Origin of the sequence: Sulfuricystis multivorans, assembly GCF_003966565.1 — a bacterium.
Lineage (GTDB): Bacteria > Pseudomonadota > Gammaproteobacteria > Burkholderiales > Rhodocyclaceae > Sulfuricystis > Sulfuricystis multivorans.
This window is the reverse complement of sequence record NZ_AP018718.1, coordinates 1,832,280-1,854,172: the sequence shown is the minus strand read 5'-3', so window position 1 is coordinate 1,854,172 and position 21,893 is coordinate 1,832,280. Positions and strand designations below refer to the sequence as shown.

Sequence of the window (21,893 nt, the reverse complement as noted above, 5' to 3'; positions counted from 1 at the left end):
TTCTGGAGCCCACACATGCCGGTCATTACCCTGCCCGATGGTTCGCAACGCAGTTTCGTTGAGCCGCCCACGGTGGCCGAGGTGGCTGCGTCGATCGGTGCGGGTCTGGCCAAGGCGGCGCTGGCCGGCAAGGTCGATGGCAAGCTGGTCGATACCTCGTATCGGATCGATCATGACGCCAGGCTCGCGATCGTCACCGACAAGGATCCCGAAGGTCTCGAGATCATCCGTCACTCGACCGCGCATCTGCTCGCCTATGCGCTGAAGGAGCTGATCCCCGAAGCCCAGGTGACGATCGGTCCGGTGATCGAAAACGGCTTCTACTACGACTTCGCCTGCCGGCCGCTCACCCCCGAAGACCTCGCCGCGATCGAAAAGCGCATGATGGAGCTTTCGAAGAAGGACTACCCGGTGACTCGCGAAGTCTGGCCACGCGACAAGGCGGCCGAGTTCTTCGAGTCGATCGGTGAGCACTACAAGGCCGAGCTGATCGCCGCGATTCCGCAAGGCGAGGAGGTCTCTCTTTACCGCGAGGGTGATTTCGTCGATCTGTGCCGCGGCCCACACGTGCCCTCGACCGGCAAGCTCAAGCACTTCAAACTGATGAAGGTGGCCGGTGCCTATTGGCGGGGGGACGCGAAGAACGAGCAGCTGCAGCGCGTCTATGGCACGGCCTGGGCGACGAAACAGGAGCTGGACGCCTATCTGACGATGCTCGAAGAGGCCGAGAAGCGCGACCATCGCAAGCTCGGCCAACAGCTCGACCTGTTTCACTTCCAGGAAGAAGCGCCGGGCGCGGTGTTCTGGCATCCGCATGGCTGGCGGCTGTTCCAGGATCTGATCGGTTACATGCGCGCGCGCCAGGAAGCCGCCGGCTATGTCGAGGTGAATACGCCCGACGTGATGGATCGCAGCCTCTGGGAGGTCTCCGGCCACTGGTTCAATTACCGCGAGCACATGTTCACGACGCAGACCGAGGACGAACGCGTGTTTGCCCTGAAGCCGATGAACTGCCCGGGCAGCATGCTGCTGTTCAAGCAGGGCGTGAAGAGCTACCGCGACTTGCCGCTACGCATGGCCGAATTCGGCAAGGTGCATCGATATGAACCCTCCGGCGCGCTGCATGGCCTGTTGCGTGTGCGTCATTTCACCCAGGACGACGCGCACATCTTTTGCACCGAAGAGCAGATGGAAGAGGAGTGCAAGGACGTCGTCGCGCTGATCCTCGACATCTACAAGGACTTCGGCTTCACCGACGTGCGCATCAAGCTCTCGACCCGTCCCGAGAAGCGCATCGGCTCGGACGAGACCTGGGACAAGCTCGAGGCAGCGCTCGCGAATGCGCTCGAACACATGGGCATGCGCTATGAGCTCTTTCCCGGCGAAGGCGCGTTTTACGGGCCCAAGCTGGAATTCGTGCTGCGCGATGCGATCGGCCGCGACTGGCAGTGCGGTACCCTGCAGGTCGACATGAACCTGCCGGAGCGCTTCGATATCCACTACGTGGCCGCCGACAACGCGCATCGCCGGCCGGTGATGCTGCACCGCGCCTTGTTCGGCTCGCTGGAGCGTTTTGCCGGCATCCTCATCGAGCATCACGCCGGCGCGCTGCCGCTGTGGCTATCGCCGGTGCAGGCGGTGGTGATGAACATTTCGGCAGGACAGGCCGATTACGCCGCCGATGTGGCGCAAAAGCTGCGGGATGCGGGCTTGCGCGTCGAATGCGATTTGCGCGGTGAAAAAATCAACTATAAAATCCGCGAACATAGTTTGTTGAAGCGGCCGTATCTCGTCGTCGTCGGCGACAAGGAAAAGGCTGCCGGGTTGGTCGCCTTGCGTGCTCGAGGCAATCGGGATCTCGGGCAGATGTCCCTCGATCGGTTGATTGACCGTCTGCAGCGGGAAATCCGCAGCAAGGGCGAGGCGGCCTGATTTTCGATTTTTGTAGGAGACTTGCACCATCGCCCAGGAAAAGACGCAGCGCGTCAACGAAGAAATCACAGCCCCCGAGATCCGTTTGATCGGGGCCGACGGTGAGCAGCTCGGCATCGTATCCGTTCGTCAGGCGCTGCAAATGGCGGAAGACGCCGGGGTCGACCTGGTCGAGATCGCACCACAGGCCACTCCGCCGGTGTGTCGTCTGATGGATTTCGGCAAGTTCAAGTATCAGGAAGCGAAACGCGCTGCTGAAGCCAAGAAAAAGCAGAAGATCGTCGAGGTCAAGGAAGTCAAGTTCCGTCCCGGCACTGACGAGAACGACTACCAGATCAAGATGCGCAACGTGGTCAAGTTTCTCGGCGAGGGCGACAAGGCGAAGATCACCTTGCGCTTTCGCGGTCGGGAGATGGCCCACCAGGAAATCGGCATGCGGGTGCTGGAACGCATCCGTAGCGAACTCGCCGATCGGGCCGTGGTGGAGCAGTTTCCGAAGATGGAAGGTCGCCAGCTGATCATGGTGCTGGCGCCGTCGAAAAAGCAGGCGAAGCCGGCCAAGGCGACATCGGCAGCGCCTGCACAGAAGTAGCACGATGGTTTGAGAAGCGGTCGTGGGTCGTCGAAGCGTTCCCGGGTCGGGAGCCACCCAGCGCCGTGAAATAAACGAACGCCTTACTTGCCGGCCAGGGACACAGTTGCGCGGTCTATGGCGTCACTGAAACGAGGCCGGCGATGCGGCGTTGGAAAGGAGAACTTCGATGCCGAAGATGAAGACGAAGAGTGGAGCCGCCAAGCGCTTCAAGGTGCGCGGCTCTGGCAGCATCAAGCGCGCCTGCGCGTTCAAGCGCCACATCCTCACCAAGAAATCCACCAAGGTAAAGCGCCAGCTGCGCGGCATGCAGACCGTGCACGAGTCGGACGTCAAGGCCGTCCGCGCCATGTTGCCGAACGCTTAAGGAGACGACACCATGCCACGAGTCAAACGCGGTGTGACGGCGCGTGCGCGCCACAAGAAAATCCTCGACGCTGCCAAGGGCTATCGCGGCCGGCGGAAAAACGTCTATCGCATCGCCAAAGAAGCGGTGATGAAGGCGGGGCAGTACCAGTATCGCGACCGCCGCCAGAGAAAGCGTCAGTTTCGTGCCCTGTGGATCGCGCGGATCAATGCCGGGGCGCGCGAGCTGGGCATGAAGTACAGCACACTGATGAACGGCCTCAAGAAGGCGTCGATCGACATCGACCGCAAGATGCTCGCCGATCTGGCCGTGTTCGACAAGCCGGCTTTCGCCGCTTTGGCGAACCAGGCCAAGGCCCATCTCGGCGGCTGATCGCAACCTGGACGAAAAAGGGAGGTCCTCGGTTGCAACGGGGCCTCCCTTTTTTCTGATCGGCATGGAAAATCTGGAACAACTCGTCGCCCAAGCCACGGCGGCCTTCGCGGCCGCCACCGAGCCCTCGCGCCTCGAAGCCGTCAAGGCTGCCTACCTCGGCAAGGATGGCGCACTGACCGCGCTGCTCAAAGGCTTGGGCAAACTGCCGCCCGAGGAGCGCCGAAACGCCGGAGCGGCGATCAATGCGGCAAAGGCGCAGATCGAGGCCGCGCTGGCGGCCCGGCGCGAGGCGCTCAGGAACGCCCAGCTCGATGCCCAGCTCAAAGCAACCGCGCTGGATGTCACGCTGCCGGGGCGCGGCCAGGCGCGCGGCACGCTGCATCCGGTGATGCGCACGCTCGAGCGCATCGAGGAGCTGTTCCGCTCGATCGGCTTCGAGGTGTCCGATGGCCCGGAGATCGAAACCGACTGGCACAATTTCACGGCGCTGAATACGCCCAAGAATCATCCGGCGCGCTCGATGCACGACACCTTCTACCTGCTCGACGAACAGGGCCGGGTGCGCGAGGACGTGCTGCTGCGCACCCACACCAGCCCAGTGCAGATCCGCACGATGCTCGCCCATGTCGAGAAATACAAGTATCTCGATGTCATGCCGGAAATCCGCGTCATCTGTCCAGGCCGGGTCTATCGGGTCGATTCCGACGCCACCCATTCACCGATGTTTCACCAGGTCGAGGGGCTGTGGGTGGGCGAGAACGTCAGCTTCGCCGATCTGAAGGGCGTGGTCGCCGACTTCCTGCGTCGCTTCTTCGAAAGTGACGATCTGAAAGTGCGTTTCCGTCCTTCCTTCTTCCCCTTCACCGAACCATCGGCGGAGATCGACGTCGCCTTCATGGGCGGGGCGCTGGAAGGGCGCTGGCTCGAGATCGCCGGTTGCGGCATGGTGCATCCGAACGTGCTGCGCGCAGGCAACATCGATCCAGAAAAATACACCGGTTTTGCCTTCGGCATGGGCCCGGACCGGCTGACCATGCTGCGCTATGGCATCAACGATCTGCGCCTGTTCTTCGACGGCGATTTGCGCTTCCTCAGTCAATTCCAATAAGCCATGCAATTCCCCGAATCCTGGCTGCGTTCCCTCGTCGATCCGCCATTGTCGACCGCCGAGTTGTGCCATCTGCTGACCATGGCCGGGCTGGAGGTCGAGGAGTGCCGTCCCGAAGCCGCCGAGTTTTCGCAGGTCGTCGTCGCCCGCATCCTGAGCGCCGAAAAACACCCCGATGCCGACCGACTGAAACTGTGCCGCGTCGATGCCGGTGCACACGGCGTGCTGCAGATCGTCTGCGGTGCGCCGAATGCGGCCGCCGGCATGAATGTGCCCTGTGCGCTGGTTGGCGCCAAGCTGCCGGGCATCGAGATCAAAAAGGCCAAGGTGCGTGGTGTCGAGAGTTCCGGCATGCTTTGCTCGGCACGCGAGCTGGGGCTATCCGATGATCACGGCGGCCTCATGGTGCTGCCGGAGGATGCGCCGATCGGCGAGGATCTGCGCGAGTATCTGAACCTCGACGACAGTTTGATCACGCTGAAGCTCACGCCCAACCGCGCCGACTGTCTGTCGCTCGCCGGCATCGCGCGCGAAGTGGCGGCGTTGACCGGTGCGCCGCTGCGGCTACCCGTTTGCGAGCCGATCGCACCGGAGCACGAGGAAGTGCGTCGCATCGTGCTCGATGCGCCGGCTGCCTGCCCGCGCTATTGCGGGCGCATCTTGCGCGGCGTGAATGCCAAGGCGCCGACGCCTCCGTGGATGAAGCAGCGCCTCGAACGTTGCGGCGTGCGCTCGATTTCCGCACTCGTCGATATCACCAACTACGTGATGCTGGAACTCGGCCAGCCGCTGCATGCCTTCGACGCTGCCAAGCTCGCCGGCGCGATCCATGTGCGCTACCCGCGACCCGGCGAGCAATTACTGCTGCTCAATGGCCAAACCGTGACACCGAGTACGGAGACGGCGCTGATCGCCGACGACGAGAAAGCGCTCGCCTTGGCCGGCATCATGGGGGGCGAGCATTCCGGCATCCATGAGACGACCACCGACCTGTTCCTCGAATCCGCCTTCTTCGCGCCCGACGCGATCGCCGGCAAGGCGCGTGCACTGGGCTTTTCCACCGATGCCTCCTACCGCTACGAGCGTGGTGTCGATTTCGAACTGCAGCACAAGGCGATCGAGCGGGCAACACAACTGATCGTCGCGATATGCGGTGGACATCCCGGTCCCGTCGTCGAGGCCGTCGCGGCCGAGCATCTGCCCGCCCGTACGCCCGTGCGGCTGCGCATCCCGCGCGCCGCCAAACTGCTCGGCATCGACCTGGGCGAGTCTCGAATCGAGGTATTGATGCGCGGCTTGGGCTTTCCTTTCGAACGTGCCGGGGAAGTGCTGACCGTCATGCCGCCTTCGTGGCGTTTCGACATCGCGATCGAAGAAGACTTGATCGAGGAGATCGCTCGCCTGCACGGCTATGACAACATCCCGGCCGCGTCGCCGCGCGCACGCCTTGCGATGCTGCCGCGGCAGGAGACACAGCGCACACCGATGCAGGTGCGCCGCCTGCTCGCCGAGCGCGGCTATCACGAAGTCGTCACTTACAGCTTCGTGCCGACGGAATGGGAGGCCGATTTTGCCGGCAATGCCGCACCGCTTCGTCTCGCCAACCCGATCGCCAGCCAGATGGGGGTGATGCGCTCGAGCCTCATCGGCGGCCTCATCGGTGTGCTGGCCGGCAATCTCAAGCGCCAGATCGAGCGCGTGCGCGTCTTCGAACTTGGCCGCGTCTTCTTTGCCGATGCGCAGGCCGAGACCGGCTATCGTCAGCCGCTGCGCCTTGCCTTCCTCGCCGCCGGGCCGGTGCTGCCCGAACAATGGGGTGCGCCGCGCAGAGAAGTCGATTTCTATGACGTCAAAGGCGACCTCGAAGCGCTCTGTGCGCCACGCCGCTTGCAATTCATCCGCGCCGAACACCCGGCGCTGCATCCGGGACGCAGCGCCCGCGTGCTGCTCGATGACCGCGAAGTCGGCTTCCTCGGCGAGCTCCATCCGCGTTGGGTGCAGCGTTATGAACTCGGTCGCCCGCCGGTACTGTGCGAAATCGAACTCGCGCTGCTGCTGGAGGCGCCGCTGCCGAGTTACGCCGAGGTTTCCCGCCACCCAGCGGTGCAGCGCGACATCGCACTGGTCGTGCCGCAAGACTGCCAGGCCGCCAAGCTGACCGATGCTCTCTGGAGCGTAGCCTCTGAGAGCGTGCGCGAAATCCAGCTGTTCGATGTCTATCAGGGCAAGGGCATCGCGGCAGACATGAAGAGCCTTGCCTTCCGCATCTTGATGCAAGATACTCGCCGGACGCTGTCCGACGGCGAAGCAGACGAGATCATCGCTCGCTTGCTGGCGGCAGCGCGGGAACGTTGCGGTGCCGTGTTGCGCAGCTAGCAGGCCGTTGTTTGAATCAGGGGAGAAACACGCAATGACGATGACGAAGGCGGAGCTCGCTGACCTGCTGTTCGAAAAGGTCGGCCTGAACAAGCGTGAAGCGAAGGACATGGTCGAGGCTTTCTTCGAGGAAGTGCGCACCGCGCTCGAACAGGGCGAAGGCGTCAAGCTGTCCGGCTTCGGCAATTTCCAGCTGCGCGACAAACCGCAGCGACCGGGCCGCAACCCGAAGACCGGCGAGGAAATCCCGATCAGCGCCCGGCGCGTCGTCACTTTTCATGCCAGCCACAAGCTGAAATCCCTCGTCGAGGCGGCCACCCATGGCAACGTCCACCCGGCCCAAGGCTGAGCTGCCGCCGATTCCGGCGAAGCGCTACTTCACCATTGGTGAAGTCAGCGAGTTGTGCGGCGTCAAGCCGCACGTGCTGCGCTACTGGGAACAGGAGTTCACCCAGCTGAAACCGGTGAAAAGGCGTGGCAACCGGCGCTATTACCAGCATCACGAAGTGCTGCTGGTGCGGCGCATCCGTCAGCTGCTCTACGAAGAAGGCTTCACGATCAGTGGCGCCCGCAACCGCCTCGACGAAAGCGGCGAAAAGACGGCAGTACCCCATGCTGTGCCGAAGGCGGAAAGTTTTTCGCTGCGTGCCGAACTGCTCGGCATCATCGAGCTGCTGCGGGTTTGATTGCGCTATAATCCGTTCCCAGTCGGGGCGTAGCGCAGCCTGGTAGCGCACTTGCATGGGGTGCAAGGGGTCGCGAGTTCGAATCCCGCCGCCCCGACCAACCGATCCGCCACCAAAGCCAGCCAGCCGGGCTGGCCTTGGTGTTTTCAGTGGCCCAGGATCTTGGAAAGAAATAGCTGCGCGCGTTCCGAACGCGGCGTGCCGAAGAAGGCTTCCTTGCGGGTGTCCTCGATGATGCGCCCCTGGTCCATGAAGACGACACGGTGGGCGACCTTGCGCGCGAAACCCATCTCATGGGTGACCACCATCATCGTCATGCCTTCGGTGGCCAGTTCGACCATCACATCGAGCACTTCGTTGATCATCTCCGGATCGAGCGCCGAGGTGGGCTCATCGAACAGCATGCAGATCGGGTCCATGGCCAGCGCACGGGCGATCGCGACGCGCTGCTGCTGCCCGCCGGAAAGCTGGCCGGGATATTTCGCTGCCTGCGAGCGCAGGCCGACCCGGTCGAGCAGCTTGAGACCGCGCTCGCGGGCCTCATCGCGGCTGCGGCCGAGCACCTTGACCTGACCGATTTCCAGATTCTCGGTGATGGTCAGGTGCGGGAACAGTTCGAAGTGCTGGAACACCATGCCGACATGGGCGCGCAGCTTGGAAAGATTGGTCTTCGGGTCGCCGACGGAGATGCCATTGACGATCACCTCGCCTTGCTGGAACGATTCGAGGCCATTGACGCACTTGATCAGCGTCGATTTGCCCGAGCCGGATGGGCCGCAGACGACGACCACCTCGCCCTTTTTGATCTTTGTGCTGCAGTCGGTGAGCACCTGGAACTGGCCGTACCACTTGCTGACGTTACGGATTTCGATCATGGGGATTACCGGATGATGGAGATGTGGGTCTGCAGCCGCTTGACCAGGGTCGACAGGGAGAAGCTGATGACGAAATAGAGCGCCGCCGCCACCAGGTAGGTTTCGACCGGACGGTTGAAGTTCTTGCCGACCAGTTCGAAGCCTTTCAACAAGTCGTAGGCGCCGATTGCATAAACCAGCGAAGTGTCTTGGAACAGGATGATGGTCTGGGTGAGGAGCACCGGCAACATGTTGCGGTATGCCTGGGGCAGCACGACGAGACGCATCGTCTGCGCATAGGTCATGCCCAGCGCGTAACCGGCGAAGATTTGGCCGCGAGGGATGCTTTGAATGCCGGCACGCATGATTTCGGAATAGTAGGCGGCCTCGAACAGCGTGAACGTGATCAACGCGGACATCTCCGCACCCAGCGGCCGGCCGGTGATCAGCGGGATGAGCAGGAAAAACCACAAGATCACCATTACCAGCGGGACGCTGCGCATGATATTGACGTAGGCAGCGGCGGGCATCACCAGCCAGGCGCGGCCGGATAGGCGCATCAACGCGAGCAAGGTGCCTAGCGCGATGCCACCCAGCATTGCGATGAAAGTCAGCTGCACCGAGAACAGGAAGCCCTTGACGACATAGACGGAGAGGACATCCGGCGTCAAAAAGCCGAAATCAAGGTTGAGCATCAGCGGCTACCCCCGATCATGCCGGGAATCTGCACGCGGACTTCGATCGCATGGAGGATGCGGTTGATCGCAAATGCGGAGAGGAAGTACAACGCGGTGACCGCCAGGTAGATTTCGACGCCGCGCGACGTTTCTTCCTGCGCTTGCAGCGCGAACATCGTCAGCTCCGAGATGCTGACCGCGAACGCTACCGAAGAATTCTTGATGATGTTCATCGACTCGCTGGTCAGCGGCGGAATGATGATTCTGAAGGCGACCGGCAGCAGCACGTAGCGGTAGGTCTGCGGCAGCGTGAATCCTAGCGCCAGGCCCGCCATGCGCTGGCCACGCGAGAGCGACTGGATGCCGGCACGTACCTGTTCGGAAATGCGTGCCGAGGTGAATAGGCCCAGTCCCATCACGACCAGCAGGAAACTGGGCACCGCGCGCAAGGGCGGCAACAGGGCGGGCAGCACGTGATACCAGAGAAAGATCTGCACCAAGAGAGGAATGTTGCGGAACAATTCCGTCCACGCAGTGCCGAGGAGCACCAAGCCGCGGTGTGGCGTGGTGCGCAGGATGCCCATCAGCGCTCCGAACAGTAGCGCCACCAGCAGGGCGAGCAACGAGACGGACAATGTCCATCCCCAGGCGGACAGCATCCAGTCGAGATAGGTAATTTCGCCACCGCTGCCGAAGCAACGCGGCATCACTTCACCGTCGAGAGTATTTTTGCAAAAGACCTGCCAGTCCCAGTTCAAGCGCCCGCTCCTTGCGGTTCGAGGTGATGAAGAAAGGCGCGCCGAGATGTTTCATCGCCGCGCCTTTTCGAATCGGCAGAGACAATTACTTCTTGGCGTACTCTTCCATCGGCTTGTCGTTGGGGTTGGCCCAGGCGGCCTTGGTCGCTTCCGAGGCGGGCAGACCGATCGGCTTGTTGGCCGGCGGGATCGGCTGCATGAAGTATTTGTCGTAGATCTTGGCGATCTCGCCCGACTTCATCAGTGCTTTCAGGCTGTCATCAACCGCCTTTTTGAACGCCGGATCGTCCTTGCGCATCATGATCGCGATCGGTTCGACGGACAGCACTTCGTTGAGGAACTTGAAATCGGCCGGGTTCTTCGACTTGGCGATGTTGCCGGCGAGGATCTGGCCATCCATCACGAAGGCATCGGCGCGACCGGAATCGAGCAGCAGGAAGCTGTCGGCGTGATCCTTGCCATACACCTCCTTGAAATCGACGCCGTGGGCGCGCTCGTGCTTCCTCAGATGCTGCACCGAGGTCGTGCCGGTCGTCGTGGCGACCGTCTTACCGTTCAAATCGGCCAGCGAATTGATGCCTGAATTGGCCTTGACGGCGACACGCACCTCTTCGACATAGGTGGTGACGGCGAAGGCGACGTCCTTCTGGCGCGCCAGGTTGTTGGTGGTCGAACCGCACTCGATGTCGATCGTGCCGTTTTGCATCAGCGGAATGCGGTTTTGCGAGGTGACCGGCTGATATTTGATTTCCAGCTTCGCCAGGCCGAGCTGTTTCTGGATGTCGTGCAGTGCGCGTTCGCACAGCTCGACGTGGAAGCCGGCGAACTTACCGTCGCCGACGGTGAAGGACAGTCCGCCGGAAGATTCGCGAACGCCCATCGTGACGCTGCCGCTAGCTTTGATCTTGTCGAGCGTGTTGGCCGCGGCAGGCTGGGCGAGGGCGAGTGCGGCGGCGAGGGTCAGACCGAGGGTCAAGGTCGTTTTCATTTTCAAGGCCTCCTGTGAAGGGTATCGGGGATGCAAACTATACGCTTGCCGCAACGGCGTTGCGTTCTTCCTGCTGCTGCAGCGCCCACATCTGGGCATAGGCGCCACCGCGTTCGAGCAAGTCGCGGTGGGTGCCGCGCTCGACGATGCGGCCAGCGTCGAGCACGACGATCTCGTCGGCGTTCATCACCGTCGACAGCCGGTGGGCGATGATCAGCGTGGTGCGCCCGATGGCCGCCTGTTCGAGTTCGGCCTGGATGGCTTTCTCGGTCTTGGAATCGAGCGCCGAGGTGGCCTCGTCGAAGATCAGGATCGGTGGATTCTTCAGCAGGGCACGGGCGATCGCGACACGCTGCTTTTCGCCGCCGGAGAGCTTGAGACCGCGCTCGCCGACGCGGGTGTCGTAACCATCCGGCAGCCGCTCGATGAATTCCGCCAGATGCGCGGCGCGCGCCGCTGCCCGTACTTCCTCGAAGCTCGCCGTCGGCCGACCGTAGCGGATGTTGTATTCGATCGTGTCGTTGAACAGCACCGTGTCCTGCGGCACGATGCCGATCGCAGCACGCAAGGACGCCTGGGTCAGTTGGCGGATGTCGTGACCGTTGATGCGGATCGCGCCGCTGCCGACGTCGTAGAAGCGGAACATGAGCCGCGCGAGCGTGCTCTTGCCCGAGCCGCTGTGGCCGACGACGGCTAGCGTGCGGCCGGCGGAGATTTCGAAGCTGACATCGTGGAGGATCTGCCGGCGCGGCTCGTAGGCGAAGCCGACGTTCTCGAAGCGCACCGCGCACGGGCCGGGTTCGAGCACGCGCGCGTCCGGGGCATCCTGGATCTCGCGGTTTTCCTTGAGCAGCGCGAACAGGCGCTCGATGTCGGTGAGCGACTGGCGGATCTCGCGATACAGCACGCCGAGGAAGTTGAGCGGGATGTAGAGCTGGATCAGGAAGGCATTGACCAGCACGATGTCGCCGACCGTCATGCTGCCGTCCATCACGCCGAGGGCGGCGCGCCACATCATCAATGTCACGCCGGCGGCGATGATCAATGACTGGCCGAGGTTCAGATACGAAAGCGAAATCTGGCTCTTGATCTGCGCGGCTTCCCACTTCTGCATCTGCTGGTCGTAGCGCGCCTTTTCCCAGGCTTCGTTGTTGAAATACTTGACCGTCTCGTAATTGAGTAGGCTGTCGATCGCGCGCGTGTTGGCGGCGGAATCGAGCTCGTTGACTTCGCGCCGCAGATGCACGCGCCAGTTCGACAGCACGATGGTGTAGGCGACATAGACGACGAGCGTGGCGGCGGCGATCAGCGCGAAACTCGGTTCGTAACGCGCCGCGAGGATGCCGAGCACCAGCGCGACTTCGACGATCGTCGGCAGCACCGAGAAGATCGTGTAACTGATCAGCGTGCCGATCGCGCGCGTGCCGCGTTCGATGTCGCGCGTGAGCCCGCCGGTCTGGCGTTCGAGGTGGAAGCGCAACGACAGCGCGTGCAGATGTTCGAACACCTGCAGCGCGATGGTGCGTACCGCGCGCTGGGTGACGCGGGTGAATAGCAGCTCGCGCAGCTCGGTGAACAATGACACGCCGAAGCGCAGCACGCCATAGGCGGCGATCAGCGCCAGCGGCGCGATCAGGAAGGCCTGCGCCGGCGTGGCCGGCGTGAAGCCGTCGACGATCTGTTTGAAGACGATCGGCACCGCGACGTTGGCGAGTTTGGCGCCGACCAGGCAGGCGAGCGCGAGCAGGACGCGGCCGCGCCAATGCCAGAGGTAAGGGAACAGGGTCTTGATGGTTTGCCAGTCGTGGCGTTCCGCCGGGGGCGGGGCCGGCAGGGCGATGTCACGGCGCATGTGCCGATTCTATCAATCCCCGGGTATGATCGGCGCCATGAATGGTCAGCCTGACAATGTGGTCTTGCCCGATGACGAGCCGGTGTTGCGCGTGATGCCGTTGCCGCGCGATGTCAATGCGGCCGGCGATGTGTTCGGCGGCTGGGTGATGGCGCAGGTCGATATCGCCGGCGCGATTCCGGCGATGCGCCGCGCGCGCGGCCGCATCGCGACCGTGGCGGTCAATTCCTTCCTGTTCAAGCAGCCGATTTCCGTCGGCGACGTGGTGAGCTTCTACGCGAAGATCGTCAAGACCGGACGGACGTCGATCACCGTCGATGTGCAGGTATTCGCCGAACGCAATCCCGCCCAGCCAGTGGTCGTCAAGGTGACCGAGGCCACCCTGACCTATGTGTGTCTCAATGCCGATGGCAGCAAGCGGGAAGTGCCACCGGCGGCATGAGCGCGTTCAACCCAGATTGTCCATTGGAACGCGAGCGAGTATCAAAAGCGAGGGCGAGCAGGTTTGGGTCTCCGCGACGAGCCAATAACCGTGTCTGGCGATACGCGGGGGCGCGAAGATGCCGTCCGCAGCCCGAAAGCCGCCGCGTAGGGCGATGAAATGATCGTATCGAATGCTCATGGCGAATCAGCCCGCTCTCAATGGATAATCTGGGTTCAATGTTGCGCGGTGGCCTCGGGGTGCCGCCCCGCCAGCGCCGACTTTTCGAAGCGAGTCGGCGCCCGGCGGGGCGTCGTCGATTCCGCCAGCGCCGACTTTTGCGCAGCCAGTCGGGCTTCCTGTTCCTCGAAAGCGTCGATCTCCGGTTGGATGATGGTGCGGGTGACCTTCGAGCGTTCCGGAGTGATCTTGAACTGGCGCGGTTGCAGGACATCGATCAGAGAGATGCGGGTGCGGTTCATACTGCCTTTCCTTTCAAACTGCGGAAGAAAACGATCCGACCCGTTCCAGGTGAGAGGGTTCCCTGCCGCGAAGACGAAATTTGTAACCAGATATGAGTGGCAATATCGGGATTTCAACCTCGATGCGCAACGCGCTGAGCTCAAGGTATGGAAATCGATTTGATCGATTGGCGTGAGGTGCTGCTTCTGTTCGTGGGGCTGGCGCTCGGTTACCTGCTTTCGCAGTTGTTCCGCCGCTGGCAGGCGGCAAGGGCCGATAAGGCCGGGGCCACGAAAGCCACCGAGAATGAAGAGGATGCCGCGTCGGTCGCCACTTTCGGTCAGCAGCTCGCCGAGCATCTCGCACGCTACGATCTGGAGCTCGAAGTGAGTAGGTTGCGCGAAGATGTATCGAAATTGCGCGAAGAAATAGCCGAATTGCGGGCTGCCCGCAATGTCTCGCCGCAGTATGCCGAAGCGCTTGGCTTGGCCCGGCGCGGTTTGAGCGCGCAGCAGATCGCCGACCGGATGGGTATTTCGCTCGCCGAGGCCGAGCTGGTGCATGCCTTGAGCCGCGGCGAAGAGCTTTTCAAAGAACCCGGTTTCGACGAGCTGGACAGACCGCCGCGATGAGTCTCATGGCTCGCCTGCCGGGGCGATAATGCGCTTTTTTGTGGAGTGAACATGGACCGTCAGATCATCAGTACCCCGAATGCCCCCGCCGCCATCGGCACCTATTCCCAGGCCGTGAAGGTCGGCGACACCGTCTATCTTTCCGGCCAGATCGGCCTCGACCCGGCGACGATGCAGCTGGTCGAGGGGATCGACGCGCAGATCGTGCGCGTCTTCGAGAATCTCAAGGCGGTGGCTGCCGCCGCGGGGACGACGCTCGATGCCGCGGTGAAGGTCAATATCTATCTCACCGATCTGGCCCACTTCGCCAAGGTGAACGAGACGATGGCGAAGTATTTCCGGCAGCCCTATCCGGCACGCGCCGCCGTCGGCGTCAAGGAATTGCCGCGCGGGGCGCTCATCGAAGCGGATGCCGTGCTCGCGCTTGGCTGAAAAAATTCCCGGGGCGACCCCGCTCGTCGCCGACAAGCTGAAAACGTTTGGCATCAACCGCCAGGCCGATCTCGTCTTGCACCTGCCGCTTCGGTTCGAGGACGAGACGCGCATCACCCCGATCGCCGCCGCCGTGCCGGGCGAGACGGCCCAGTTCGAAGTCGAGGTCGTCTCCACGCAGATCGAATACCGGCCGCGGCGCCAGCTCGTCTGCCGTGTCGCCGACGGTTCGGGCACGCTGGTGCTGCGTTTCCTGAATTTCTATCCGAGCCAGCAAAAGGCGCTGCAGCCAGGTGCGCGGCTGCGCGTGTTCGGCGAGGTGCGCGGCGGTTTCTGGGGCAGCGAGGTCATCCACCCCCGTTTCCGGGCGTTGCGCGGCGAGGAGCCGTTGCCGACGGCCTTGACGCCCGTCTATCCTACCACCGCCGGGCTTCCCCAGGCCACGCTGCGCCGTCTTATCGGCTGCGCCCTCGATGAGGTCGATTTGTCCGAAACCCTGCCCGATGCGTTGCTGGCGCGGCTTTCTCTGCCTGGTTTTGCCGCCAGCGTGCGCGCACTGCATGCGCCACCGGCGGGGCTCGATGCGCAGGCGCTGGAACGCTGGCAGCAGCCTTTCTGGCGTCGCATCGCCTTCGATGAGCTCCTTGCCCAGCAGATTTCGTTGCGCCAGGCCTATGCTGCGAGGCGGAAGAAGGGAGCGCCGGTGCTCGTCGGCGATGGCCGCCTGACCGAGGCCTTGATCGCGAGATTGCCGTTTCGGCTCACCGCGGCGCAACAGCGCGTCTGGTGTGAGATTGCCGCCGACCTCGCCCAGCCGTATCCGATGCAACGCCTGCTCCAGGGCGACGTCGGCAGCGGCAAGACCGTGGTGGCTGCGTTGGCCATGCTGCGGGCAGTGGAGGCGGGCCATCAAGCCGCGCTGATGGCGCCGACCGAGATCCTCGCCGAGCAGCACTGGCGCAAGCTTTCCGGCTGGCTGGCCCCGCTGGGCATCGAAGTCGCCTGGCTCTCCGGCAGCCAGAAGAAAAAGGACAAACAGGCGATCATCGCCAAAGTCTCTGCTTCCGAGACGGCACTGATCGTGGGCACACATGCGCTGATCGAAGATAACATCGCCTTCGCCCGACTCGGGCTGGCGATCGTCGATGAGCAGCATCGCTTCGGCGTGCGCCAGCGCCTGGCGCTCATGCAGAAAGGGGGTGGGGTGCATCAGCTGGCGATGTCGGCCACGCCGATCCCGCGCACGCTGGCGATGAGCTACTACGCCGATCTCGACGTTTCGGTGATCGATGAACTGCCGCCGGGGCGCACACCAGTGCTCACCAAGTTGGTCAGCGCCACGCGGCGAGGCGAAATCATCGAGCGTGTGCGCGCTCTGTGTCGCGCCGGCCGGCAAGTCTATTGGGTCTGCCCGTTGATCGAGGAATCCGAGGCGCTGCAGCTGCAGACCGCGCAGGAAACCTTCGAACATCTCTCCAATGAGCTGCCCGAGCTGTCGATCGGCCTCGTGCATGGGCGTCTCAAGCCGGACGAGAAAGCCGCGGTGATGGAGGGTTTCGTCAGGAACGAGATTCAGCTGCTCGTCGCCACGACGGTGATCGAAGTCGGCGTCGATGTGCCGAATGCGAGCCTGATGGTGATCGAACACGCCGAGCGCTTCGGTCTGGCGCAATTGCACCAGTTGCGCGGCCGCGTCGGCCGCGGCGCCGCGGAATCCGCTTGCATCCTGCTCTTCGGGCAGCCGCTGTCGGAGACGGCGCGGCAGCGGCTCAGGATCATCTTCGAGAACCACGACGGCTTCGAGATCGCCCGGCAGGATCTGCTTTTGCGCGGGCCGGGCGAATTCATCGGCAGCCGGCAAAGCGGGCTGCCGCTGCTGCGCTTCGCCGACCTCGAAGACACGGCACTGGTCGAGGCCGCGCGCGCGGCCGCCGATCAGATGCTGGTGCGCTGGCCCGACCATGCCGAACGCCATTTGACGCGCTGGCTGGCCGGGCGCGCCGAATTGCTCAAAGCGTAGGAAGGCGCCGAATCTGCGGCGTTTCCGTAGAATCCGGACATGGCAAGCCTCACCCTCATCAAGGAACGCCTCGACCAATACGAGAAGCTGATGCGGCTCGACAAGCCGATCGGCATCCTGCTGTTGTTGTGGCCAACACTCTGGGCGGTGTGGATCGCCTCGGGCGGGCGGCCGCAGTGGATGTTTCTCGCCATCTTCGTGCTGGGTACGGTGCTGATGCGCTCGGCCGGCTGCGTGATCAACGATTATGCCGATCGCGAGTTCGACCCGCATGTCGAGCGCACCAAAGCCCGGCCGCTGGCCGCTGGCACGGTCACGGTGCGCGAAGCCTTCATCCTCGCTGGTTTTCTCGTCCTCTGCGCCTTCTTGCTGATCGTGCCGATCCTTTCGCCGCTTCTGTTCGGCCTCGCAGTGGCCGCATTGTTTCTGGCGGCAAGCTATCCCTTTACCAAGCGCTTTTTCGCGATCCCGCAGGCCTATCTCGGCGTGGCCTTCGGCTTCGGCATCCCGATGGCCTTCGCCGCGATCGAAGGGAGCGTGCCCGCGTTTGCCTGGCAGATGCTGGCGGCCAACATCTTCTGGGCGATCGCCTACGATACGGAATACGCGCTGGTCGACATCGAGGACGACAAGAAGATCGGCATCAAGACCTCGGCGCTGACCTTTGGCCGTTTCGCCGTCGCGGCGATCATGGTCTGTTACGCTGCGGCCTTGCTGGTCCTCGCCTACGTCGGCGTCTTGCTGCATTTTGGCTGGCTGTATTTCGCCGGCCTTGTTGTTGCGGCCGCCATCGCGCTCTACCACTACACGCTGATCAGGGAGCGCGAGCGCATGAAGTGCTTCAAAGCCTTTCTGCACAACAACTGGTTCGGCGCCGCGATCTTCGCCGGCATCGTCCTCGATTACTGGATCGCCCCATGAATGCTGCCCTGGATCTGCGCGAATTCATCAGTCGTCTCGAAACGCGCGGCGAGTTGAAACGCATCGCCGTGCCGGTCGACCCGAAGCTCGAGATGACCGAGATCGCCGACCGCGTGCTGCGAACCGGGGGGCCCGCCCTGCTGTTCGAAAAACCTACAGCGGGACAGATGCCAGTGCTGGCGAATCTCTTCGGCACGCCGCAGCGCGTCGCGCTGGGCATGGGTCAGAGCGAGGACTGGCAGAGCGCGTTGCGCGAAGTCGGCCGGCTGCTCGCCTACCTGAAGGAACCCGAGCCGCCCAAGGGCTTCAAGGATGCCTGGGAAAAGCTGCCGATTCTGAGGCAGGTGCTCAACATGGCGCCGAAGATGGTGCGCGCTGCGCCCTGTCAGGAAATCGTCTGGGAGGGTCAGGATGTCGATCTGTCGCGCCTGCCGGTGATGACTTGCTGGCCGGGCGACGTCGCGCCCTTGATCACCTGGGGCTTGACCGTGACGCGCGGGCCGAACAAGCCACGCCAAAACCTGGGCATCTACCGCCAGCAGGTGATCGCGCCGAACAAGGTGATCATGCGCTGGCTCGCCCACCGGGGCGGCGCGCTCGATTTCCGCGATCACTGCCAGAAAAACCCTGGCCAGCCCTTCCCGGTCGCCGTGGTGCTGGGCTGCGACCCGGCGACGATCCTCGGTGCGGTCACTCCCGTGCCGGATACCTTGTCCGAATACCAGTTTGCAGGACTCTTGCGCGGTGGCAAGACGGAGCTCGTAAAGTGCATCGGCAACGACCTCGCTGTGCCGGCGCGCGCCGAGATCGTGCTCGAAGGCGTGATCCATCCGGATGAAACGGCGCTGGAAGGGCCCTATGGCGATCACACGGGTTACTACAACGAGCAGGCCGAATTTCCGGTATTCACGATCGAACGCATCACGATGCGGCGCGAGCCGATTTATCACAGCACCTATACCGGCAAGCCGCCGGACGAGCCGGCGATGCTGGGTGTTGCGCTGAATGAAGTGTTCGTGCCGCTGTTGCAGAAGCAGTTTCCGGAAATTGCCGATTTTTATCTGCCGCCCGAGGGCTGCTCGTATCGCCTCGCGGTGGTGAGCTTGAAGAAGCAGTATCCGGGCCACGCCAAGCGCGTGATGTTCGGCATCTGGAGCTTTCTGCGCCAGTTCATGTACACCAAGTTCATCATCGTCGTCGATGACGACATCGACATCCGCTCATGGCCCGAAGTGATCTGGGCGCTGACAACAAGGGTGGATGCCGCGCGCGATACGCTGATCGCCGAGAACACGCCGATCGACTATCTCGATTTCGCCTCGCCGGTCGCGGGCTTGGGCAGCAAGATGGGCATCGACGCGACGAACAAATGGCCGGGCGAGACGAACCGTGAGTGGGGACGGCCGATCGTGATGGACGCCGCCGTCAAGCGGCGCGTCGATGAGCTGTGGAATCGACTGGGACTATGAGGGGACACGCATGGCCGACTACGATCAACAGGGTGAAATCATCGATGGTGGCCATCTCGACGGCCAGCGCGCCTGGTGCCACATCATGTACGGCCTGCATGCGCTCTCGGCGCTCTCGGGCATCCTCACTTCGGCCTCGATCGCCGGCGCCTTCGTCTTCGGCTGGCCGTCGATCATCGCGGTGATCATCAACTATGCGACGCGTTCGAACGTGCGTGGCACGTGGATCGAGACGCACTGGCGCTGGCAGTTGCGCACCTTTTGGTTCGCTGCGCTTTGGCTGCTCGTCGCCGGCCTGCTGGCATTCACGCTGATCGGCATCCCGGCCGCGATCGTGGTGATCGTCGTCACCGGCCTTTGGGTGCTCTACCGCGTGGTGCGCGGCTGGCTGGCGCTCGTCGATCGGCGCGCGCTGCCGCTGCCCGACTGAAAATCGGCGCTGGTGGGACGGCACCTTCCCGGGGCGCTATCCCGCTGGCAAACCGCTACGCCAGACCCGATCGAGCAAGGCGTCGAAGGCCGGCTGCGCCGCGCCGGCGTTGGGGTGATTGACGAGGAAGACGACGATCCAGCGCCTGCCGCCGCGGTCGAGGAGATAGCCGGCGATGCCGCGCACGCCTTCGAGCGAGCCGGTTTTCAGGTGCCCCCGTCCTCTATAGGCGACGCCGTCGTAACGTTTCTTCGTCGTGCCATCGACAGCGACGATCGGCAGCGAGGCGACCAATTCCGGCATGATCGGGCTTTCCCAGACGGCGGTCAGCAATTGGGCGAGGTGTTCGGCGCTAATGCGCGCATCGCGGGACAGCCCCGCACCGTTGTCTACCACCAGCTCAGGAAAGTCCAGCCCTTTTTGTGTAAGCCAACGCTTCACCACCTGCCCGGCGCTTGCCGTATCGCCAGCGCCGAATTTGGTGCCGAGCGTGAGATACAGCTGCCGCGCCATCACGTTGTTCGAAAACTTGTTGATGTCGCGCACTAGTTCGGAAAGCGGCGGCGAGGTGCTGGTCGCCAAAAGGACGGCTTGGGCGGGGGTGGCGCCCTCACGCCAACGGCCAGAGAATTCACCGCCCAGCTCGCGCCACAGGCGCGTGAAGACGCCGGCCAAGAACTCGCCATTCGGCAAGCCGGCCAGATGCCAATGTTTTTCGCCACAGGGACGCGGGTAGTCGCCGACGAGGATCAGTTGGCCCGGCAGGAAGCTCGCGGTCAGCGCTTCGCGCCACTCGGCGGGGCAAAGCTTGCCCTCGATGACGCGCAGGCGATTGACGATCGTCAGCTCCGTCGGCAGCGGTTCGGCCAGCACGCGCACCCCGCCATTTTCCGGGATCAGCGTCAAGCTCATGGCGGTGAAGTTGAACAGCAAGGCGTCCGGCCCGACGTTGTAAGGGCGCTGCGGTTTGCCGTCGAAGGCGGCCGGATCGTGATCGACCGGCGCGAAGGCCGTGCGGTCGAGCACCAGCGCACCACGAATCTCCTTGAGGCCGCGACCGCGCAGCTCCCGGAGCAGCAGCCAGAGGCGATCGTAGGTGAGTTTCGGATCGCCGCTGCCGCGCAGATAGAGATCGCCGGCGAGCACGCCCGCGTGATCCGGCGGTGCATCGGCCAGCACCTCGGTGCGCCAAGTGAAGGCGGGGCCGAGCATTTCGAGTGCGGCGCTGGTGGTGAGAAGCTTCATCAAGGATGCCGGATTCAGCGGCTGACGAGCATTCACGGCGAGCCGTGGCGTTCGCTCGGCGACGCCATGCACGACGATCCCGACTGCGCTCATTGGAATGCCCGCGGCTTGCAGCGCTGCCGCCACCGCAGCGGGCGGGGTATTGGCCGGCTCGGCCGCGGTAGCGCGAGAGAGCAACAGGGCAGCGACGCAAAGCGCCAAAAACGAGCGGACCATCAGATGACGATGAAGTGACGCGCCGTCTCGAAGCGTTCGAGGGCGCGGCGCACCTCGGCATGATCGATCTGGACGAGCAAGACCACCCACTGGCGGGGATCGCGGCTGATCAGCCGGCAAAAATGCAGCATATCGCCTTCGCTGGCGTCGTTGCGGATGATGCCGGTGCGATCGACACACAGCTCGATCGGCTCCAGACGCAACAGCGCTTCGGGCGCGTTCAGCGAATCGACGAGGGTTTCGAGCAGCCGTTGCGGCTGCAGCGCATCGGCGGTGGCGGCCAATCGTTCCTGCAAGCCTGCCAGCCGGCGGCCATGCACCGCCTGTCCGGCGCGCAGCTGTGCCGCGGCGAAGGCTTTTTCCTGATCGAGCCCCGCCCGTTCCGCGCGTACGCCCTCGACGTGTTCGGCGATCGCCTTGATCATGCCGTCGAACATGGCATCGGCAAGGCGCTGACGCGCGCTCGCTTCGTCCGGCGCTGGCTCGGCCAGCGTGTGATCCGAGAAATACAACGTCTTTTGCGGTACGTCGCTGCGCACGATTTCACCCTCCAACTGCGTGCCGAAACTGGCTTTTTCGTGCAAACGCATGCCGAGCAGCGCGCAGCAGCGGTCGGTGTGCATGATCATCTGCGCAAAGTGCTCGCGCACGCACTGGCTGGTCGCGAACATTTGTTCGATCGCATCGGCGCTGGCGAACAAGGCATGGACGAGCGGATCGCTGCCGAATGCGGCGCGGCTGATCTCGATCGGGCCGGGGATGCGTGCGGCGACGTCGACGCAGTGGGCGAGGGCATGGCGAACCGCGGGGGCGAGTTTGCGCTCATAACCGGCGACCTGCTTGATCCGCGGATCGATCGCCTGCACGGCCTGGTCGATGTGCGCCTGCACGGCAGGGTCGGGCGGCGGTGCGGGCTTGAGCCAATCGAAAAGTCCCATGACGGCGATTATCACCTCAAAAAAATCTCGCCGCGCATATTGAAAATCCCGCAGCGCGTCATTATTATTAGCACTCGTTGGCGATGAGTGCTAACAGCCCATTGCCGCAATGTTTGCAAACCCCTCGAAGCGCCGCTCGTGC

At 63.3% G+C, this 21,893-nt stretch carries 24 protein-coding genes and 1 tRNA gene; 16 read left to right on the top strand and 9 right to left on the bottom strand.

Annotated features, from left to right (window positions below):
- Window positions 1-15 precede the first annotated feature (15 nt).
- From thrS to EL335_RS09285, 9 genes are all read left to right on the top strand, one after another.
- Window positions 16-1,932, top strand: a complete 1,917-nt coding sequence (gene thrS, locus EL335_RS09325) for a threonine--tRNA ligase (RefSeq protein WP_126446270.1) — start codon at window positions 16-18, stop codon at window positions 1,930-1,932.
- A gap of 28 nt (window positions 1,933-1,960) precedes the next feature.
- The gene (gene infC, locus EL335_RS09320; protein ID WP_126446269.1) at window positions 1,961-2,524 is read left to right on the top strand and encodes a translation initiation factor IF-3; all 564 of its coding nucleotides are present in this window, start codon (window positions 1,961-1,963) and stop codon (window positions 2,522-2,524) included.
- Window positions 2,525-2,693: 169 nt separating this feature from the next.
- Window positions 2,694-2,891: a 50S ribosomal protein L35 gene (rpmI, locus tag EL335_RS09315; protein ID WP_126446267.1), complete on the top strand. Its 198-nt coding sequence runs from the start codon at window positions 2,694-2,696 to the stop codon at window positions 2,889-2,891.
- Window positions 2,892-2,903: 12 nt separating this feature from the next.
- Window positions 2,904-3,263, top strand: a complete 360-nt coding sequence (gene rplT, locus EL335_RS09310) for a 50S ribosomal protein L20 (protein ID WP_126446265.1) — start codon at window positions 2,904-2,906, stop codon at window positions 3,261-3,263.
- 64 nt (window positions 3,264-3,327) lie between these two features.
- Entirely contained in the window at window positions 3,328-4,374 is a 1,047-nt protein-coding gene (pheS, locus tag EL335_RS09305) for a phenylalanine--tRNA ligase subunit alpha (RefSeq protein WP_126446263.1), read from the top strand.
- Window positions 4,375-4,377: 3 nt separating this feature from the next.
- Complete coding sequence (gene pheT, locus EL335_RS09300) at window positions 4,378-6,750, top strand: phenylalanine--tRNA ligase subunit beta (RefSeq protein ID WP_126446261.1); 2,373 nt, start codon at window positions 4,378-4,380, stop codon at window positions 6,748-6,750.
- Between the two features lie 34 nt (window positions 6,751-6,784).
- On the top strand, window positions 6,785-7,099 hold the full coding sequence (locus EL335_RS09295; RefSeq protein ID WP_126446259.1) for an integration host factor subunit alpha: 315 nt from the start codon (window positions 6,785-6,787) through the stop codon (window positions 7,097-7,099).
- Window positions 7,071-7,436: a MerR family transcriptional regulator gene (locus EL335_RS09290; protein ID WP_126446257.1), complete on the top strand. Its 366-nt coding sequence runs from the start codon at window positions 7,071-7,073 to the stop codon at window positions 7,434-7,436. The genes EL335_RS09295 and EL335_RS09290 overlap by 29 nt, the downstream gene beginning before the upstream one ends.
- A 23-nt stretch (window positions 7,437-7,459) precedes the next feature.
- A tRNA-Pro gene (locus EL335_RS09285) sits at window positions 7,460-7,536 on the top strand.
- Between the two features lie 46 nt (window positions 7,537-7,582).
- Here EL335_RS09285 and EL335_RS09280 read toward each other — a convergent pair.
- From EL335_RS09280 to EL335_RS09260, 5 genes are all read right to left on the bottom strand, one after another.
- On the bottom strand, window positions 7,583-8,311 hold the full coding sequence (locus EL335_RS09280) for an amino acid ABC transporter ATP-binding protein (protein WP_126446255.1): 729 nt from the start codon (window positions 8,309-8,311) through the stop codon (window positions 7,583-7,585).
- A gap of 5 nt (window positions 8,312-8,316) precedes the next feature.
- Window positions 8,317-8,985 (bottom strand): amino acid ABC transporter permease, encoded by a 669-nt coding sequence (locus EL335_RS09275; protein ID WP_126446253.1) that lies wholly within the window; start codon window positions 8,983-8,985, stop codon window positions 8,317-8,319.
- Window positions 8,985-9,674: an amino acid ABC transporter permease gene (locus EL335_RS09270; RefSeq protein WP_284155314.1), complete on the bottom strand. Its 690-nt coding sequence runs from the start codon at window positions 9,672-9,674 to the stop codon at window positions 8,985-8,987. The genes EL335_RS09275 and EL335_RS09270 overlap by 1 nt, the downstream gene beginning before the upstream one ends.
- Before the next feature lie 136 nt (window positions 9,675-9,810).
- Window positions 9,811-10,713 carry an amino acid ABC transporter substrate-binding protein gene (locus EL335_RS09265; protein ID WP_126446249.1) on the bottom strand — a complete coding sequence of 301 codons (903 nt, stop codon included), beginning with the start codon at window positions 10,711-10,713 and terminating at the stop codon, window positions 9,811-9,813.
- A 37-nt stretch (window positions 10,714-10,750) separates the two neighbouring features.
- On the bottom strand, window positions 10,751-12,565 hold the full coding sequence (locus EL335_RS09260) for an ABCB family ABC transporter ATP-binding protein/permease (protein ID WP_126446247.1): 1,815 nt from the start codon (window positions 12,563-12,565) through the stop codon (window positions 10,751-10,753).
- 37 nt (window positions 12,566-12,602) lie between these two features.
- On the opposite strand from EL335_RS09260, the gene EL335_RS09255 reads away from it, so the two are divergent.
- Complete coding sequence (locus EL335_RS09255; protein ID WP_126446245.1) at window positions 12,603-13,007, top strand: acyl-CoA thioesterase; 405 nt, start codon at window positions 12,603-12,605, stop codon at window positions 13,005-13,007.
- Window positions 13,008-13,013: 6 nt separating this feature from the next.
- Here EL335_RS09255 and EL335_RS14355 read toward each other — a convergent pair whose 3' ends face one another.
- Together EL335_RS14355 and EL335_RS09250 are read right to left on the bottom strand one after the other, a co-directional pair.
- Window positions 13,014-13,187, bottom strand: a complete 174-nt coding sequence (locus EL335_RS14355; protein WP_172600073.1) for a hypothetical protein — start codon at window positions 13,185-13,187, stop codon at window positions 13,014-13,016.
- Window positions 13,188-13,222: 35 nt separating this feature from the next.
- Window positions 13,223-13,468 (bottom strand): hypothetical protein, encoded by a 246-nt coding sequence (locus EL335_RS09250; protein WP_126446243.1) that lies wholly within the window; start codon window positions 13,466-13,468, stop codon window positions 13,223-13,225.
- A 147-nt stretch (window positions 13,469-13,615) separates the two neighbouring features.
- Here EL335_RS09250 and EL335_RS09245 point away from each other — a divergent pair, with 147 nt between their 5' ends.
- Genes EL335_RS09245 through EL335_RS09220 form a run of 6 tightly spaced genes read left to right on the top strand, consistent with a single transcriptional unit; the run spans window position 13,616 to window position 19,352 of the window.
- Entirely contained in the window at window positions 13,616-14,080 is a 465-nt protein-coding gene (locus EL335_RS09245; RefSeq protein WP_126446240.1) for a DUF2802 domain-containing protein, read from the top strand.
- 51 nt (window positions 14,081-14,131) lie between these two features.
- A complete protein-coding gene (locus EL335_RS09240) occupies window positions 14,132-14,512 on the top strand; it encodes a RidA family protein (RefSeq protein ID WP_126446236.1) in 381 nt (126 codons plus the stop codon).
- Window positions 14,490-16,532 carry an ATP-dependent DNA helicase RecG gene (gene recG / locus EL335_RS09235; RefSeq protein ID WP_126446233.1) on the top strand — a complete coding sequence of 681 codons (2,043 nt, stop codon included), beginning with the start codon at window positions 14,490-14,492 and terminating at the stop codon, window positions 16,530-16,532. Before EL335_RS09240 ends, recG begins: the two co-directional genes overlap by 23 nt.
- Before the next feature lie 39 nt (window positions 16,533-16,571).
- On the top strand, window positions 16,572-17,453 hold the full coding sequence (gene ubiA, locus EL335_RS09230; protein ID WP_126446230.1) for a 4-hydroxybenzoate octaprenyltransferase: 882 nt from the start codon (window positions 16,572-16,574) through the stop codon (window positions 17,451-17,453).
- Window positions 17,450-18,922 (top strand): 4-hydroxy-3-polyprenylbenzoate decarboxylase, encoded by a 1,473-nt coding sequence (gene ubiD / locus EL335_RS09225; protein WP_126446228.1) that lies wholly within the window; start codon window positions 17,450-17,452, stop codon window positions 18,920-18,922. The genes ubiA and ubiD overlap by 4 nt, the downstream gene beginning before the upstream one ends.
- A gap of 10 nt (window positions 18,923-18,932) precedes the next feature.
- Window positions 18,933-19,352, top strand: coding sequence for a DUF4870 family protein (locus tag EL335_RS09220; protein WP_284155313.1), 420 nt, complete (start codon window positions 18,933-18,935; stop codon window positions 19,350-19,352).
- 36 nt (window positions 19,353-19,388) lie between these two features.
- Here the strand turns inward: EL335_RS09220 and dacB are convergent, their stop codons facing one another.
- Together dacB and EL335_RS09210 are read right to left on the bottom strand one after the other, a co-directional pair.
- Window positions 19,389-20,813 (bottom strand): D-alanyl-D-alanine carboxypeptidase/D-alanyl-D-alanine endopeptidase, encoded by a 1,425-nt coding sequence (gene dacB, locus EL335_RS09215; RefSeq protein WP_126446225.1) that lies wholly within the window; start codon window positions 20,811-20,813, stop codon window positions 19,389-19,391.
- The gene (locus EL335_RS09210) at window positions 20,813-21,751 is read right to left on the bottom strand and encodes a hypothetical protein (protein ID WP_126446222.1); all 939 of its coding nucleotides are present in this window, start codon (window positions 21,749-21,751) and stop codon (window positions 20,813-20,815) included. The genes dacB and EL335_RS09210 overlap by 1 nt, the downstream gene beginning before the upstream one ends.
- Between the last annotated feature and the right edge of the window lie 142 nt (window positions 21,752-21,893).

What these genes read in the sequence shown, in the direction of transcription:
- EL335_RS09210 (WP_126446222.1), bottom strand. Translation starts at nt 21,751, where the DNA reads ATGGGACTTTTCGATTGGCTCAAGCCCGCACCGCCGCCCGACCCTGCC.
- pheS (WP_126446263.1), top strand. Translation starts at nt 3,328, where the DNA reads ATGGAAAATCTGGAACAACTCGTCGCCCAAGCCACGGCGGCCTTCGCG.
- recG (WP_126446233.1), top strand. Translation starts at nt 14,490, where the DNA reads ATGCCGTGCTCGCGCTTGGCTGAAAAAATTCCCGGGGCGACCCCGCTC.
- dacB (WP_126446225.1), bottom strand. Translation starts at nt 20,813, where the DNA reads ATGGTCCGCTCGTTTTTGGCGCTTTGCGTCGCTGCCCTGTTGCTCTCT.
- pheT (WP_126446261.1), top strand. Translation starts at nt 4,378, where the DNA reads ATGCAATTCCCCGAATCCTGGCTGCGTTCCCTCGTCGATCCGCCATTG.
- EL335_RS09240 (WP_126446236.1), top strand. Translation starts at nt 14,132, where the DNA reads ATGGACCGTCAGATCATCAGTACCCCGAATGCCCCCGCCGCCATCGGC.
- EL335_RS09245 (WP_126446240.1), top strand. Translation starts at nt 13,616, where the DNA reads ATGGAAATCGATTTGATCGATTGGCGTGAGGTGCTGCTTCTGTTCGTG.
- ubiA (WP_126446230.1), top strand. Translation starts at nt 16,572, where the DNA reads ATGGCAAGCCTCACCCTCATCAAGGAACGCCTCGACCAATACGAGAAG.
- EL335_RS09295 (WP_126446259.1), top strand. Translation starts at nt 6,785, where the DNA reads ATGACGATGACGAAGGCGGAGCTCGCTGACCTGCTGTTCGAAAAGGTC.
- EL335_RS09275 (WP_126446253.1), bottom strand. Translation starts at nt 8,985, where the DNA reads ATGCTCAACCTTGATTTCGGCTTTTTGACGCCGGATGTCCTCTCCGTC.
- EL335_RS09250 (WP_126446243.1), bottom strand. Translation starts at nt 13,468, where the DNA reads ATGAACCGCACCCGCATCTCTCTGATCGATGTCCTGCAACCGCGCCAG.
- thrS (WP_126446270.1), top strand. Translation starts at nt 16, where the DNA reads ATGCCGGTCATTACCCTGCCCGATGGTTCGCAACGCAGTTTCGTTGAG.
- EL335_RS09260 (WP_126446247.1), bottom strand. Translation starts at nt 12,565, where the DNA reads ATGCGCCGTGACATCGCCCTGCCGGCCCCGCCCCCGGCGGAACGCCAC.
- EL335_RS09220 (WP_284155313.1), top strand. Translation starts at nt 18,933, where the DNA reads ATGGCCGACTACGATCAACAGGGTGAAATCATCGATGGTGGCCATCTC.
- EL335_RS09255 (WP_126446245.1), top strand. Translation starts at nt 12,603, where the DNA reads ATGAATGGTCAGCCTGACAATGTGGTCTTGCCCGATGACGAGCCGGTG.
- EL335_RS14355 (WP_172600073.1), bottom strand. Translation starts at nt 13,187, where the DNA reads ATGAGCATTCGATACGATCATTTCATCGCCCTACGCGGCGGCTTTCGG.
- EL335_RS09270 (WP_284155314.1), bottom strand. Translation starts at nt 9,674, where the DNA reads ATGCCGCGTTGCTTCGGCAGCGGTGGCGAAATTACCTATCTCGACTGG.
- EL335_RS09265 (WP_126446249.1), bottom strand. Translation starts at nt 10,713, where the DNA reads ATGAAAACGACCTTGACCCTCGGTCTGACCCTCGCCGCCGCACTCGCC.
- rplT (WP_126446265.1), top strand. Translation starts at nt 2,904, where the DNA reads ATGCCACGAGTCAAACGCGGTGTGACGGCGCGTGCGCGCCACAAGAAA.
- ubiD (WP_126446228.1), top strand. Translation starts at nt 17,450, where the DNA reads ATGAATGCTGCCCTGGATCTGCGCGAATTCATCAGTCGTCTCGAAACG.
- rpmI (WP_126446267.1), top strand. Translation starts at nt 2,694, where the DNA reads ATGCCGAAGATGAAGACGAAGAGTGGAGCCGCCAAGCGCTTCAAGGTG.
- EL335_RS09280 (WP_126446255.1), bottom strand. Translation starts at nt 8,311, where the DNA reads ATGATCGAAATCCGTAACGTCAGCAAGTGGTACGGCCAGTTCCAGGTG.
- EL335_RS09290 (WP_126446257.1), top strand. Translation starts at nt 7,071, where the DNA reads ATGGCAACGTCCACCCGGCCCAAGGCTGAGCTGCCGCCGATTCCGGCG.